Annotated in this window: 16 protein-coding genes and 1 pseudogene; 6 read left to right on the top strand and 11 right to left on the bottom strand. The window is 46.4% G+C overall.

The genetic code is table 11. The features are described from left to right. From fliH to hslV, 8 genes are all read right to left on the bottom strand, one after another. Entirely contained in the window at positions 1-939 is a 939-nt protein-coding gene (gene fliH / locus QI63_RS01305; protein ID WP_044013181.1) for a flagellar assembly protein FliH, read from the bottom strand. Between the two features lie 41 nt (positions 940-980). Next, positions 981-2,042, bottom strand: coding sequence for a flagellar motor switch protein FliG (gene fliG, locus QI63_RS01300; protein ID WP_016524171.1), 1,062 nt, complete (start codon positions 2,040-2,042; stop codon positions 981-983). A gap of 1 nt (position 2,043) precedes the next feature. After that, positions 2,044-3,747, bottom strand: a complete 1,704-nt coding sequence (fliF, locus tag QI63_RS01295; RefSeq protein ID WP_044013179.1) for a flagellar basal-body MS-ring/collar protein FliF — start codon at positions 3,745-3,747, stop codon at positions 2,044-2,046. Between the two features lie 51 nt (positions 3,748-3,798). Then, on the bottom strand, positions 3,799-4,161 hold the full coding sequence (fliE, locus tag QI63_RS01290; protein WP_016524169.1) for a flagellar hook-basal body complex protein FliE: 363 nt from the start codon (positions 4,159-4,161) through the stop codon (positions 3,799-3,801). 17 nt (positions 4,162-4,178) lie between these two features. Then, positions 4,179-4,634: a flagellar basal body rod protein FlgC gene (gene flgC, locus QI63_RS01285; RefSeq protein WP_016524168.1), complete on the bottom strand. Its 456-nt coding sequence runs from the start codon at positions 4,632-4,634 to the stop codon at positions 4,179-4,181. 165 nt (positions 4,635-4,799) lie between these two features. Next, complete coding sequence (gene flgB, locus QI63_RS01280) at positions 4,800-5,219, bottom strand: flagellar basal body rod protein FlgB (RefSeq protein ID WP_044013177.1); 420 nt, start codon at positions 5,217-5,219, stop codon at positions 4,800-4,802. 75 nt (positions 5,220-5,294) lie between these two features. After that, positions 5,295-6,755 carry an ATP-dependent protease ATPase subunit HslU gene (hslU, locus tag QI63_RS01275; RefSeq protein ID WP_044013175.1) on the bottom strand — a complete coding sequence of 487 codons (1,461 nt, stop codon included), beginning with the start codon at positions 6,753-6,755 and terminating at the stop codon, positions 5,295-5,297. Continuing rightward, a complete protein-coding gene (hslV, locus tag QI63_RS01270) occupies positions 6,755-7,294 on the bottom strand; it encodes an ATP-dependent protease subunit HslV (RefSeq protein ID WP_044013173.1) in 540 nt (179 codons plus the stop codon). Before hslV ends, hslU begins: the two co-directional genes overlap by 1 nt. A gap of 557 nt (positions 7,295-7,851) precedes the next feature. Here hslV and QI63_RS01265 point away from each other — a divergent pair. From QI63_RS01265 to QI63_RS13195, 3 genes are all read left to right on the top strand, one after another. Continuing rightward, positions 7,852-9,186 (top strand): C1 family peptidase, encoded by a 1,335-nt coding sequence (locus tag QI63_RS01265; RefSeq protein WP_044013171.1) that lies wholly within the window; start codon positions 7,852-7,854, stop codon positions 9,184-9,186. A 160-nt stretch (positions 9,187-9,346) separates the two neighbouring features. After that, on the top strand, positions 9,347-9,559 hold the full coding sequence (locus tag QI63_RS01260; RefSeq protein WP_044013169.1) for a DUF2281 domain-containing protein: 213 nt from the start codon (positions 9,347-9,349) through the stop codon (positions 9,557-9,559). Between the two features lie 174 nt (positions 9,560-9,733). After that, positions 9,734-9,949 carry a type II toxin-antitoxin system VapC family toxin gene (locus tag QI63_RS13195; RefSeq protein WP_235619740.1) on the top strand — a complete coding sequence of 72 codons (216 nt, stop codon included), beginning with the start codon at positions 9,734-9,736 and terminating at the stop codon, positions 9,947-9,949. A gap of 101 nt (positions 9,950-10,050) precedes the next feature. Here QI63_RS13195 and QI63_RS13485 read toward each other — a convergent pair. The 3 genes and pseudogenes from QI63_RS13485 to QI63_RS01240 all read right to left on the bottom strand — a co-directional run. Continuing rightward, a pseudogene (locus QI63_RS13485) lies at positions 10,051-10,224 on the bottom strand (helix-turn-helix domain-containing protein); the annotation flags it as partial. A 302-nt stretch (positions 10,225-10,526) separates the two neighbouring features. Continuing rightward, complete coding sequence (locus QI63_RS01245) at positions 10,527-10,925, bottom strand: putative toxin-antitoxin system toxin component, PIN family (RefSeq protein WP_044013167.1); 399 nt, start codon at positions 10,923-10,925, stop codon at positions 10,527-10,529. After that, positions 10,922-11,170, bottom strand: coding sequence for an AbrB/MazE/SpoVT family DNA-binding domain-containing protein (locus tag QI63_RS01240; protein ID WP_044013163.1), 249 nt, complete (start codon positions 11,168-11,170; stop codon positions 10,922-10,924). Before QI63_RS01240 ends, QI63_RS01245 begins: the two co-directional genes overlap by 4 nt. Positions 11,171-11,315: 145 nt before the next feature. On the opposite strand from QI63_RS01240, the gene QI63_RS12935 reads away from it, so the two are divergent. From QI63_RS12935 to QI63_RS01230, 3 genes are all read left to right on the top strand, one after another. After that, positions 11,316-11,468 (top strand): hypothetical protein, encoded by a 153-nt coding sequence (locus QI63_RS12935; protein WP_158506653.1) that lies wholly within the window; start codon positions 11,316-11,318, stop codon positions 11,466-11,468. Positions 11,469-11,620: 152 nt separating this feature from the next. Further along, complete coding sequence (gene ileS / locus QI63_RS01235) at positions 11,621-14,905, top strand: isoleucine--tRNA ligase (protein WP_044013161.1); 3,285 nt, start codon at positions 11,621-11,623, stop codon at positions 14,903-14,905. A 29-nt stretch (positions 14,906-14,934) separates the two neighbouring features. Beyond that, positions 14,935-15,192 carry a hypothetical protein gene (locus QI63_RS01230; RefSeq protein ID WP_044013158.1) on the top strand — a complete coding sequence of 86 codons (258 nt, stop codon included), beginning with the start codon at positions 14,935-14,937 and terminating at the stop codon, positions 15,190-15,192. Positions 15,193-15,205 lie beyond the last annotated feature (13 nt).

The following is a 15,205-nucleotide window of genomic DNA, read 5'->3' as shown; positions in this document are numbered from 1 at the left end:
CTACTTTCGATTTGAAGACCCGTCGGAGGAAGCCGCGCGTGTCCTTATCGGAGATATTTCGAGGATGCGTTGCTCAAGCTCATGCAGCTGAGAGGCGATACGTGCATCTACCGAACCGAAGTCGGTTTCGATGATACAGCCGCCCGCATCGACCGATAAATCCTCCACAACGGTGATATTTTTGATATTTTCTGCCGCTGCCAAGAAGTCTTTGGTATGCTCGCTCGTTAAACCGACATCGGCAAGGTTTACCCGTATAATGACATCGGCACGTCCCTTTACCTTGCGCAGCGCATGGATAATATTCGATGTTACGACATTCCGCTGATTTTCTGAGATTACTTTTACAATCTTGCGGGTCATCAGCAGTACAAGGTCGACAATCTGCTGTTCCGTCTGCGCTAAAATCTCCTCGCGTTTATCCATTGTGCGTTCGATCATCGTATGGAGGCGTTCTATCAAACGGGTTACTTCGACTTTTCCTTCTTTAAATCCCGCTTCCCGTCCGGCATCGAAACCTTCGGTAAAAGCTTTCTTTTGTGTAGCCGCTTCGGTTTGTTCAGCTTTATCGACAATGTCTGCAGCTCTTTTTTCCGCATCGCTGACTATTTCTTGGGCTTGTTCACGGGCTTTTTGCGCGTCGATTTGGGACACATCCATCTGCCGCTTTGCTTCTTCAAAAGCGGTTTTCTTTGCGTTTTCGATAATTTCATCGGCTTCGCGGTGAGCGTCGGCAATGAGCTGTTCTTTTTCGATTTCCCATTGACGCTTAAATTCTTCCGCTTCGTTTTTGAGATCCTCAAGCGTCGGCCCCTCAGGAACCGGAACTGCTTCTACCACTTCGGTAGTTGTTTCCGGTTCAAAGGTTTTCGCTAATGCCAGCACCATATCGCCGTTGAGCTTTTTAACTTCAAAATCACGAAAAATATTTTTAGCCACTTTCAGAATCTCCTTTTGCCGATTTGACTACGCTGCCCGGGTTAGACAATCATCTCGTCTTCGTCGGAACGTGCAATAACGATATCGCCGTTGTCCTCCAAGTGCCGGATAATCGAAACAATCTTCTGCTGTGCCTCTTCGACGTCTTTCAAACGGGTCGGTCCCATGTATTCCATTTCTTCTTTTAACATGCTTGCCGCGCGTTTTGACATATTTCTGAATATCTTGTCCTGTACTTCGGTATCGACAATCTTGAGCGCTTTTGCAAGCTCTTCACTGTTAACCTCACGCAGCACCTTCTGAATAGAACGGTCGTCGAGCATAACGATATCTTCGAATACGAACATCCGTTTCTTGATCTCTTCCGCAAGGTCAGGGTCTTGGTCTTCAAGCGATTCGATAATCGACTTTTCGGAAGAACGGTCTACAAGGTTGAGTATTTCAACGATGCTTTCGACACCGCCTGCCGCCGTATAATCTTCGCTGGAGAGGGTAGAAAGCTTCTTTTCGAGTACTCGTTCAACTTCACGCAAAACATCGGGCGATGTTCTGTCCATCGTTGCGATACGGCGGGCTACGTCGCTTTGAATTTCATCGGGCAGGTTCTGCAAAATAACCGACGCTTTTTGCGGTTCCAAATATGCAAGGATGAGCGCAATGGTTTGCGGGTGTTCCTGCTGAATAAAGTTTAAAAGGTGCGCCGGATCGGTACGCCGGATAAAGTCGAAAGGTCGTACCTGTAACGAGCTGGTGAGCCGGTTGATAACCTCAATCGCCTTTTGGCTGCCTAAAGATTTCTCTAATAAGCCGCGCGCATAGTCGATACCGCCGGTCGTAATAAAGTTTTGGGCGGCCATGAGTTCTTGGAACTCTTGTAATACCGCTTCTTTCAGCTCGGATTCAACCGTTTCGGTACGGGCAATTTCGAAGACGAGTTTTTCAATCTCGTCTTCGCGCATCTGTTCCATGATTTTGGCGGAGATTTCTTCTCCGACTGCAACCAAGAAAATTGCCGCCTTTTGCCGCCCATTCAGCGATTTTATATCTTTCTGCTTTTTGCTGTTTGCTGCATTCGCTTTTTCTTTTGCGGGTGATACTGCCATACTATTCCTCCATCAACCATGTGCGCAGCAGCAATGCAACATCTTCAGGATGTTCACGCGCATTGTTTATCACATTTTCCAACAGTTCTCGCCGTTTCATCTCTTCTACGGACATTGAAACTTCCATGCCGGCCTGTTCAGCCTCCCACAGCGCTTTTTCTCGTTCAAGCTGATGTTGCCGCAAAAGTTCTTCTTCTCTAAGCCGCTTTCTGCGTTCGAATTCGCGGGTGGCAATACGGTAGATGATAAAGAGGAGTAAGAGAACCGCTAAGCCTGCTAAACTGACCAGTAATATCAACCGCCGCTGAACCGCTCTAAAATAAGCCTCATCTTCTTTTTCAAATTCCGATAAGCGGTCGAATTGGATGTTAAGAACGCTGACTGAATCATTCCGCAGTGCGTTGTATCCGATTGCGGCTTGCACAGCCTGTGTGGCTTTCTGCAATTCTTCATCGGAAATCGGGATATACTCACGCTCAATCTGTCCGTCTTTAATGATGAGATTGCCGTTTGCATCTTTCTTTTTGCGCCATTGCCCGTCGATGTTTACCGACACGGTACGGCGTCCCATTTCAGGGCTGACAATCTCGGATGTTCTCCGGCTGCCGATTTCTTCGTTTGTTCTTACAATCGACTGCGTAGACAATCCCGTTAAATTACTGGTATCCCGATATGAAGGAGCTGTTTGTCCTTCCACACCGGCGGGGCCTTCAGGATTAAAGCCTGTTCCCTGATAGGTTGTTGTTGCCGTTTCCGAAGAGCGGGTTACCGAAGCTCGTACCTCGGATTCATCGTACGGGGTTTCAGGATTGTCCGGTCTCAGCTGGAAGGGCAGGAATTCTACCGTTTCGGCTGTCTTTTCCGACATATCCATATCGATCTTAATACTGAGTTCCCGGACACGATCGGTGCCGTAGGTCTTTTGCAGAATATTAAGAATTTTGATTTCATACTGCGTTTCCAGTTTTGCAATAATCTTCTGTTGTTTTTCGATAATGGAGAGGCGGTCAAAGTCCTTCATCCCTGCAAAATCATTGAGAATATTGCCGCTGTTATCGGCAATAGTGATATTGTCATCGGTCAAACCTTCAACGGCATATTTTAAGACCTTTTGGATACCTTCAATTTTTTTTCGGTTTGTACTGATGTCGCTGCCCGGTTTCGGATAGAGTATAATACTTGCCGTTACGGGATTTTGCTCTGATTGAAAAAACTTATCTTTCGGCATATTGACTACGACACTTGCGTCATCTACATCGTCCAATGCTTTAATGTGCTTGCGGACTTCTTCGATAACAGCGCGCCGTACGTCGATATTGCGTTCAAAGTCCGTGCGTGTCCAGCGTTCTACGTCGAAAATAGCCCACGGGTCGGTATTCTGCGGAATAAGGTCTTCACGCAAGAGGATGGCGCGCATCCGGCGAGCGGTTTGTTCGTCATTCACCGAAATAACTCCCGATTGCGAAACGGTTGCTTTCACATTCTCTTCGTTGAGCCTTAGAATGATACGTTCTCTGACCGTTGCATCCGTTACCGGGGTATCGATGAGCGGCACAAGAGAGGGCTTAGCTGACCATGAAGTAAGCAAGACGATAATGACAATCGCTGCAACAACTACGGCTGCCAGTATGCCTTTTTGGATAAGCGTCCACTTACTCCACAGTGTTTTGATTTGCGTTAATGTTTTTTTAAACCATTCGTTCATGTGTCCTCCCCCTTACTGAACGAACCTGCTACAATAATTATAACAGCTCCATTATCTGGTTATGGTAATATCATTCCAACTTTTTACGACGCGGTCTATCAGCGTCTGTGCAATTTTCAGCGACATACCGGCTTCCGCCATTGCGATGGTAATATCGTGTACATCTACGGATTCCGGATCGACAATCATCTGTTGTCCGAGTTCCGCAGTCCGCTGCTGTTTTGCATTTACTTCGTCAAAGGCCTTGAGCAGGGTTTGCTCAAAGCTCATTGCTTTTTTATTTACTGCCGTGTCAACTAAATCCGTATCAGAAACCATGCGGCTGCGGAAGTTATCGACGGCGATCGGCGCTATTGCCGGATTTTTCATAATAGCCGGAACCTTATACAAGGTTGCCGTATTGGTAATAGTCATAGGTGCCCCTTATCTCGTTAGCGTCCGATCTCGAGCGCACGCTGAAACATTTCTTTTGAACCCTGAACAACTGCCGCATTCGCTTCATACGAGCGGGATGCAGAAATCAGGTCAACCATTTCCGTTACGATATTCACATTCGGATATTCCACGTAACCCGCTTTCGGCCCCGAAAGTATTGCATGGGGATGGTCGGGTTCATAGGAAAGCCGCGGTTCGGAGTTATCTTTTTCGATACCGGTTACACGAACCCCTGTTCCGACGCCTCTATCCATATCGGAAGAAACAAAGGGAAGCCGCCAATCGATGCCGTCATTTTTCTGCGCAAGAACGACGCGGCTGCGGCGGAAATAGCCGCCTTCCTGTGAACTGGTGGTGGAAGCATTGGCGATGTTATCGGAAATAACATCAGTCCGTAACCGTTCGGCGCTCATGCCGGTCGCCGCTATGTTGATACTGCTGAAGATACCCATTTACTGCTCCTATGGGCATCTCTAAAAACTCGGTTAGCTTTTTAGAGATGCCCGACGAGTTTTCAAGATAAGTTTTTACGTTAAAATGACTTATCTTGAAAACATCGCAAATAAATCTAAGGTAAACCTCTCAAAACGGAAGTTTTGAGAGGTTTGCTATACCCCTTATTTTAACACCGACTGTACTTGGCTGTACTGAAAACCGGTCATCTGACTTAACAGCTGATACTGCATCTGAATCTTGAGGATAGTCATTGCTTCTTCTTCAGCATCTACGTTGTTGCCGTTTGCCTTTGCCGTCGTGGTATAGTCCAGCACACGGCGCGGAGAAACCGAACGATAGTCGATAACACCGTCCGACTTAATATGATTCGGATTGGTTACCGTTAACTGAAATTGACCGGCAGCCCGTTTTTCGGAATCGAGCGCATGTTTTAACTCCGTTTCAAAATTGACTGATGTCCGCTTGAAATCCGGTATCTCCGAGTTTGCAAGGTTATTTGCCGACACGGTATAGCGAAGGGCGTTTACATCAAGCGCACGGTGTAAAAGATCAACTGTCTTTTGAAAACTGTTTATGTGCATCTCAACTCCTATCTATTTCTATTAAGCTATTCGTATACTCATATATCGGCATTATAAAAATTCCCTTGAGGAACGTTACAGAATATAACGGGATAAATCTTGATCCTGTACGATGTCCTTCAAGCGCTCATCGACGTACGCGCGGTCTATTTCGACGGTTTTTTCCGTCATGCCGCTTGCATTAAATGAAATATCCTCCAGCAACATTTCCATAATCGTGTGGAGACGGCGGGCGCCGATGTTTTCCATTGTCGAGTTGACCTCCGCTGCGAGGTTGCTCATGCGGTCGATTGCTTCATCCTTAAAGATGACGGTCAGCCCTTCGGTTTCGAGCAGCGCTTTGTACTGTTTGGTCAATGCGTTCTTAGGTTCAAGCAAAATCCGCTTGAAGTCTTCCGCATGGAGCGATTCCAGTTCCACCCGCAGCGGGAAGCGTCCTTGAAATTCGGGAATAAGGTCACTCGGTTTTGAAATGCTGAAAGCCCCCGCCGCGATGAATAGGATGTGACGGGTATCGACGACGCCGAACTTTGTGTTGACTTTGGAGCCTTCTACAATAGGAAGAATATCGCGCTGTACCCCTTCGCGGGACACGTCGATGCCGCTGCTCCGCTCGCTTTTGGAAGCAACTTTATCGATTTCGTCGATGAAAATGATGCCCATTTGCTCAACCCGCTCTTTGGCTTCCTCTACGATTTTATCGTGATCAACGAGCTTATCGAGCTGATCGTTCATAATGATCATACGGGCTTCTTTTACGCTGGTCGTTTTACGTTTGTTTTTACCGGCACCCATCAGCATACTGCTGATATTCGACATCGCGCTTTCGAGATCTTCCATGCTGGAACCACCGGCAAAGATTTCAAAACTCGGCATACCGGACTGCTGCACGGAAACTTCTACCATTTTATCTTCAAACTTGCCGTCCCGCAGCATCTTGCGGAATTTTTCCCTCGTTTCGTGCATATCGTCTTCGGCTTGTCCGCTGTCTTCTATCGAACTAACTTCTATTCGGATTTCTTTGTTATTTTCAGCATCCGCATCATGTTCCGATCCGGCGATTAAAAGCGGCTTAGAACCTCCTTTCCGATCCCGCTTCTTTTTGTTGGAGCCCGGTAGTAAAAGGTCAAGGAGGATTTCTTCCGTGTTTTTTTCCGCCTGTGCTTTCAGCGTTTCCTGCATCTCGCTTTTTACCATAGAGTAACCGACAGCCATCAGGTCGCGGATCATCGATTCGACATCACGGCCGACATAGCCGACTTCGGTGTACTTTGTCGCCTCTACTTTAAGGAACGGCGCTCCCGAAAGTTTTGCAAGCCGGCGGGCAATCTCGGTTTTACCTACGCCGGTCGGCCCGATCATCAGAATATTCTTCGGCGCAATTTCTTCGCGGATCTCTTCGCTCAATTTGAGCCGTCGTGTCCTATTCCGCAGAGCAACGGCAACAGCTTTTTTCGCCTTTGTCTGCCCGATAATATATTTGTCCAGTTCCGCCACAATGTGCGGAGGGGTGAGTTCATCCAAGTTGATTGTCATTATATTTCCTCTATATGTACGTTTTCGTTGGTGTATACGCAAATCTGTCCGGCGATATTTAAGCTCTTTTCGGCAATTTCGCGGGCTGATAAGTCCGTGTTGCGCAGTAGGGCAAGCGCTGCTGCATACGCATAATTGCCGCCCGAACCGATTGCGAGCACATCTTCCTGCGGTTCAATGACATCCCCGTTTCCGGAAATCAGTAAAATGGTCTTTGCGTCCGCGACCAGCAGCAGCGCTTCAAGATTTTTCAGTATTTTGTTGGTGCGCCACTCTTTGGCAAGCTCGACCGCAGCGCGGGTAATGTCGCCTCCGTATTCCTTGAGCCGCCCTTCAAACTTTTCGAGCAGTGTAAAGGCATCGGCCGTTGCACCGGCAAAACCGGTCATCACTTTGCCGTCATAAATCTTGCGGACCTTGCGGGCATTGCCTTTCATTACCGTTTGCCCCATCGTAACTTGTCCGTCGCCTGCCATCGCAACCTTCCCGTTGCGTCTGACGGCAATAACGGTTGTACTCCGCACCTTCATGTTTCCCATGTATAACCTCATTAGCAATATTAAAATACATTGATATCGCTTTTTATTATACCATAATGCGTTCCTTTTGAAAATATACGGCATATCTGCATTCAGGGGAAACGCATCAGGCCGTTTTTTTAACACCCCCGCGGAAAAATTGAGACTATTCGACCAGAACTGCCAAGGATGGCAGTGGTTTCATATAGTAGCGATGTTTTGGCTCTGCCAAAACTCGCCTTCAACTGACGTACATGGATGTACAACAGTTGAAGATGGTTCAAATGGTCTCACAGTCTCAATTTTTCCGCGATTTTTATCTATTTTGCCTGATGCGTTTCCCCCTTTGCTGGAAAAATGTGCGAAATTTTAAGCAAAATTTCGCACAGAAGGAAGGCAACCGCTGCAAATATTTTATAATGCGGTTGCCCTGTATTTGCATTGGCTCTTTTCAAAAGTGCTGGGCTGGATACGGCGCAGTCGATGTGCTGCATTGCTAAAAGGTTGATTTTATCGCCTATGCGATGTATTATTACCGTCAGTTTACATACGGTACATCAAACCGAGAGGAGTTATATATGAATATTTCACCTGAACTTTTAAAAAAGTTTGAAAGTGATTATCGTGCAGACCCGTCGAATACGATTATTGCAGGGGCTGTCGCCAAGAGCGGCATCGAGGACGCATCGTTTAACTATGATGTCCGCCGCCGCCACAATTTTTGTTTTTCTCACGAAACAGAGCGCGGAGAAATTACCAATCAAAAGAAGAGCGGACGCTGCTGGATGTTTGCTTCGCTAAATGCCGCCCGTGTAGAAATAATGAAAAAGCTCAACTTGGAAACCTTCGAGCTTTCCCAGAACTACACGCTGTTTTGGGATAAACTCGAAAAATCCAATTACTTTTTTGAAAGCATCCTAGAGACCCTAGACGAACCGCTTGAAGGACGGTTACTCGCGCATTTGCTGGCCAATCCTATTCAGGATGGAGGACAGTGGGATATGTTCTCCGGTATTCTGCAAAAATACGGCGCCGTGCCTAAGGATGTGATGCCCGAAACCTTCCATTCCTCCGACACGCGCTTTTTTGTTGCCGAATTAACCCATCGCCTCCGCAAATATGCGCAGCTGTTGCGGGACGGGCACAAGGCCGGCAAGTCTATCAAAGAGCTCCGTGCAGACAAAGAAACCTATCTTTCGCATGTATACAGCTTTTTGGTTAAGGCACTCGGCGAACCGCCGCGCGTATTCGACTTTGAATGCCGCGATAAGGATAAGAAGTTTCACAAAGCAGAGCAAATTACCCCGCAGCAATTCTTTAAGGAATATGTCGGCTGGGATTTAAACAATAAAATCAGCTTAATCAATGCGCCGACGGCGGATAAGCCTTACGGCAGAGCCTACACGGTAAAATTCCTCGGTACCGTGAAAGAAGCGGAGCCCATTCACTACATCAATGTGCCGATCGACGTGCTTAAAACGGCGGCTATTGAATCGATTAAAGCCGGTAAACCAGTCTGGTTCGGCTGCGATATGGGGCCGTATATCTGCCGCCCCGAAGGCATTATGGATACCGAAGTATACCTCTACGATAAAACGCTTGGCGAACTGCCTGAATTCACAAAAGCGGAACGGCTCGATTACGGCGATAGCCTGCTTACTCACGCAATGGTGTTGACCGGCGTCGATCTGGATAAATCAGGAAAGCCGATTAAATGGCAGGTAGAAAATTCGTGGGGTGATGAATCAGGCAAAAAGGGAATGTTCTCGATGTCCGATGCGTGGTTCGATGAGTATACCTATCAGATTATGGTAGAAAAGACCTTTGTTGAACAAAAATGGCTTGACGCCTTAAAACAGCCGCTCGTACAGCTTGAGCCGTGGGATCCGATGGGGGCGCTGGCACGGATATAGGAAAACGGGTTATCAACTCAGATTTTACGACGATTTCTATTCCGAAGAAAACGGAATAGAAATCTGATGCGAGATGTAGAAAATTTGATGAATTTATCATATAATAGAGCATCTCTAAGAACTTGGGTAGATTTTTAGAGAATTGTATAGGAGACCATATATGCCTTATACAGTTTTAGAAAAAGAACTTGCAACGCTCCCTCATGCTGCAATAAGTGAGGTTGTTGATTTTATCCGCCTGATAAAATTGAAATTTCCTGAAGAAGATGCTATTTCTGAAAAGAAGTCTCTTTTTGGCGTTTGGAAAAATGAACCTTTTTATATGTCTCCGGATTTTGATGACCCTCTCGAAGATTTTGCAGAGTATATGTAATGAAGTACTTGCTCGACACTCATACAATTCTTTGGTATTTATTCGGGAATGAACGATTGTCGAAAAGCGTTCAAGATATCATTGAATCTAATGTTTGTTTTTACAGTTATGCCTCATTTTGGGAGATTTCAATAAAACAAAGTAAGAAAAAATTGGAATTTACTCATACTGTATATGAATATAGATGAGATGTGCAGACGAGCAGGATTTAGAAAACTTCCGATTACACTTGATGATTTCAACAGAATTCGAAATTTGCCGTTTCAGGATAATGTAAAACATAATGACCCATTTGATAGAATTTTAATTTCGCAAGCACTTGAAAATGATTTAACAATCGTAACTACGGACGGAAATATTCCGTCATATAATGTAAAAACTATTTGGTAAAAGATAGAAAATCTCATCACCCGCTTCAAATCTGACATTTGTTTTGTTATGAACGTTTCTTAGATTGGTGCTTCGGTAAATCTGTCGCAGCAATGTATCAGTTATAGATACATTTCAATGAGATTAATAATTGTTTTTTTAGCCTCATCTTTTGACAAAATGCTATTCTGCGGAAATAATACAGATGGATCAATTCCCATTGCCGTACATAATTTTAACAGTGTATTTAAGGTGGGGGTTCGTTTACCCGTTTCGATGTAGGTAATCATATTCTGCGATACACCCGATTAAAGAGCAAATAATCCCAACTTTCTTTTAAAAAATATAATACTTACTAACTATTTTAAATGCTTTGGTATGAAAGTTGTTTGCTAATACGTACATATCTATTTACACAGTTTTCCTGACAGGCTCTAGAAATTTGTGCAGGAACATTACGGAAAATAACTGTTGTATTGCCGCTGGTAAGTACAACTTGCCAAAACCCTATTTGCATTTTTCAAAACTTGCAAATAGGGCATTTCATATCAATTTTTCCTCTTGGTGAAATCAGAAGTCCATAATGGAAAGCTCAAACTTAAATCAATTCAAAATACGCTGCCGGTGTAAAGATGAGTGGTTTATCAATTTTTATATCTTCAAAATCCTTATCACCTGTGATTAAAATATCCGAATCGGATAAAATTGCAGATACAAGAACCGGTAAATCTTTTATATCTCGAATTTCCGGATATTTCTTTTCATCAATTTTTTCGGGAGTCTTAAATTCTTCAAACCTGATTCCATTAAAAAAAATATTCAACTGTTCTTTTTTTAATGGAAATTTCTTTTCAAAAACTTCTTTACATTCGTCTTTTATGTATGAAGCAATTATTACCGTGTGCTTTTCAATTAAATGAGAAAAAACTTTAGCAACTTTAGCATTGGGAAAAAGTATCGCAGAAATAATGATATTGGTATCTACGAAAACTCTCAACGTGTTTTCCTTAATTCTTTGATGTATGCAACAACATCATCTTCCGTTTGAAAGCCTTCTTTTTCTGCCTCTCCTCGCATTTGAGTTTGAATATTTGACAAAGTTATTTGAGAAGCATTTGCAATATACACTTTTCCTTTGCTTTCTTCAAAAAAAACTTTATCACCGCTTTTTAACCCAAGCATATCTCGTATTACAAGAGGAATAGTGATCTGCCCTTTCGATGTTACTTTTGCCAGTTCCATAAAACATCTCCTTACTTTCCTTACTTGTACTATATACTAACGGAGGAAATGCCGTCAAGGGACTGTTCAGCGGAAGGGCGGAGGCGGATATCCCCTATCAGGTGCTATACATCCGTGTACAGCACCTGATAACGAGTTTGACGAGATGTCAAACTCGTTGCTGAGCAGAACCACGTCCATCCGTGGACGTTTTGCAGAAAAAGAACAGCAGGAAGGCTTTGTAGTGGAGCGGAAAAACCTGCCTCCGATGATGCAGGCACGGGAAAAAGATTGGAGCCGGAGACCGGTTTTTGCGTAAGCAAAAAGCCGCCCAAATATTGACATAACAACACAAAAAATTGAAACTAGTAAGAACAAATAGATGTGCGTTTTAGTGAAAGAGGGGCATTTCTAAAGATTGAGTTTTTAGAGATTCCGGATAACGCCTTTTATAGACAAGGAGTATGAGGTATGTATACACCGGTTGATCCTAAGGTGGATTTTCCGAAACAGGAAGAAGCGGTTTTGCGCTTTTGGGAAGATCACGATGTTTTTAAAAAGTCAGTTGCGCAGCGTGAGGGGGCTGATGAGTACGTGTTTTTTGACGGCCCGCCCTTTGCAACGGGGCTGCCGCATTTTGGGCATTTTGTGCCGAGTACGATTAAGGATATTATTCCGCGTTATCAGACGATGAAGGGGAAGAAGGTTGAGCGGCGGTTTGGATGGGACTGTCATGGGTTGCCGGTAGAAAACTTGATCGAAAAAGAGCTGGGGCTGAACTCGAAGACCGACATTGAAAAGTACGGTATTGCCAAGTTTAATGAGGCGTGCCGGGCGAGTGTGCTGCGGTACGTGAAGGAGTGGCGGCATACGATTAATCGGCTGGGGCGCTGGGTTGATTTTGATAACGACTATAAGACGATGGAACCCGCGTATATGGAGTCGATCTGGTGGGTGATGAAGCAGCTGTGGGATAAGGGGCTGTTGTATGAGGGGCACTATATTCTGCCGTACTGCCCGCGCTGTTCCACGGTGCTTTCCAATCATGAACTGAATCTCGGCGGTTATAAGGATGTACACGATCCTGCGATTACCATCCGCTTTAAGGTGCGGTACACCGTTGCGGGAACTCCTGCAGCGAAAACCTTTGCTGCCGTGGCGCTTCCGCCGAACACCTATCTTTTGGCGTGGACGACCACCCCGTGGACACTGCCGAGCAACCTGGGGCTTGCACTCGGCGCGGATATCGACTACGTGCTGGTTGCCGATGAAGGGGAGCACTATATTCTTGCGGAATCCCGCTTAGCTGCGTACTACCGTGAACCGGAAAAATGCACCATTGTATGGAAGAAAAAAGGCGCAGAGCTGCAAGGTATTTGCTATGAGCCGCTCTTCCCGTATTTTGCGAATTTGACCGTAAAAGAGGACGGCAGTTCCGATGATGCAGGACGGGGTGCGTTCCAGACTTTAATCGGCGACTTTGTTTCGACGGAAGACGGTACGGGTATTGTCCATACGGCGCCGGGCTTTGGTGAAGAGGATAGCACGCTATTCAAGGGCAGCGGAATACCGATGATCTGCCCTGTTGATGCCGAATGTAAGTTTACAGCGGAGGTTCCGGACTATCAGGGACGCTTTGTAAAAGATACTGATAAAGATATTATGGAGCGGCTGAAGGCTGAGCGGAAACTGGTGAAACGGGATCAAATCCTGCACGCCTATCCGCACTGCTGGCGCTGTTCAAGCCCGCTCATTTACCGTGCAGTGAGCAGCTGGTTTGTTTCGGTGGAAAAGGTAAAGGACGCGATGCTGCGGGCAAACAGCAAAATCAACTGGCAGCCTGCTCATATCAAAGAAGGACGCTTTGGTAAATGGCTTGAAGGCGCCCGCGACTGGGCAATCAGCCGGAACCGGTACTGGGGAAATCCGCTGCCGATTTGGAAGTGTTCCAATCCCGACTGCGGACACTCCCTCTGTGTGGAAAGTCGCGATGAACTGAAAGCATTGAGCGGTGTTTATCCTGAAGACTTGCATAAGCACTTTGTTGACAAGATTACCATACCGTGTAAGCAGTGCGGCAAAACGATGTACCGTGTTCCGGAAGTGCTGGACTGCTGGTTTGAGTCCGGTGCGATGCCCTATGCGCAAGTGCACTATCCCTTTGAGAATAAAAAATACTTTGAAGAGCACTTCCCCGCTCATTTTATTTCCGAAGGGCTGGATCAAACCCGCGGCTGGTTCTATACGCTGACTGTCTTGGCGGCTGCGTTGTTTGACCGCCCCGCCTTTGAAAACTGTATTGTCAATGGGCTGGTATTGGCAACCGACGGGAAAAAGATGTCTAAGTCGCTGCGGAACTATACCGATCCCAATGAGGTTGTCCGGCAATTCGGGGCGGATGCGCTGCGCTTGTTCCTGATGCACTCAAACGTGGTCAAGGCGGAGGATTTGAAATACTCCGATGACGGTGTGCGCGATATTCTGAAAGGTATTTTAATCCCGCTGTGGAACAGCTACAGCTTCTACGTTACGTATGCGAACATCGACGGTGTTACGCCGCCTGCCCATGCGAAACTCGACGGCACGGATGCCCACATCGCCGCCTTTGTGAAAGAGCTGAACAATCCGCTTGATCGCTGGATTCTCTCCGTAACTGAAAAGCTTGTGTTTGATGTAACGGCGGCGTTGGACGATTACGACCTTACGAAGGCGATTGACCCGATTGTTGCGTATATCGATCAGCTGAACAACTGGTATATCCGCCGCTCCCGCCGCCGCTTCTGGAAGAGCGAAAACGACGGCGATAAGGCGCAAGCCTACGAGACTCTGTACCGCGCGCTCAAGAAGTTTGCACTGGTCGCGGCTCCGGTCGTGCCGTTTATTACCGAATCGATTTGGCAAAACTTGAGAACAGCGGATGATCCCCTTTCCGTACACTTGGCGGATTATCCCGTCTATGCGGAAGCGGCGCGGGATACCGAGCTTGAGTTTAAGATGGAGACGGTGCAAAAAGCCGTGTCGATGGGACGGGCACTCCGGTATCAGTTCAATTTGAAAATCCGCCAGCCGCTCAAGGCTGTGGAAATTGTTACGAAAAACCAGCAGGAGAAGTCGGTCTTACGTGAAATGGAAAGCAGCATTATGGAAGAGCTGAACGTGAAAGAGGTGATTTTCCACGACAAAGAAGATGAGCTGGTTGAGTATTCCGCAAAGGCGAATTTTAAGGTGCTGGGAAAAGAGCTCGGTGCAAAGATGAAAACCGCAGCGGCTCAGATTGAAAAACTCTCTTCCGCGGAGATCGAAAGCCTCTTTGACGGTGCAACCTTGAGCATTGATGTTGAGGGGCAGGCTGTTGAGCTGACTTCCGGCAAGGTGATCCTGAACCGCATTGAAAAGGCGAACCTCAAGGTGCTGAACGAAGGGACGTTGACGGTTGCTCTTAATACGCAGGTAACCGAGGAGTTGCTGCTGGAAGGCTATATCCGCGACCTCGTCCGCGCGGTGCAAAACTTGCGGAAGGAGTCCGGGCTTGAAGTAACCGACCGGATTACGCTTTCTGTTTCCGGCACCGATACGGACGGAAAGCGCCTCTTGCAGAAAGCGTTCGAGGCAAACAAGGACTACCTGATGAATGAGACCTTGGCTGTCGAGGCGGCCTTTGGCGTGCAGCTGCCTGCAGGAAAGACTGCTGCTGAGCTTGACATGGGCGACGGGCTTTGCTGGCACATCGCGCTGGAGAAGGCGGCTGGAGTGTAGGAGAGGTAGAGCCTCTGAAATTGCAGAGTATGAAAAGAAGTGTACGGAAAACGCTATTGATAATAGCGCTGATATTAAACATAGGTCTCATTCCGCTGCAAGCGCAAGCGACGACGGTCTTTACCTCATTTTATAGTGCGTGTGCAATTGCAATAATAGGCGGTGCTGACGGACCGACTTCTATTTATATTGGGCAAGGCGAGCTTCTATCGCTTATTTTCCGAGCAATCATGGTGTGCATACATATTTATACGATCGGTATCCTCATCATGGCGCTTAAAGAATGAACATCACGTGGTG

Source organism: Treponema sp. OMZ 838 (genome assembly GCF_000775995.1).
Classification (GTDB): domain Bacteria; phylum Spirochaetota; class Spirochaetia; order Treponematales; family Treponemataceae; genus Treponema.
The sequence above is the reverse complement of the archived record's forward strand: the minus strand, read 5'-3'. Positions and strand labels throughout refer to the sequence as shown.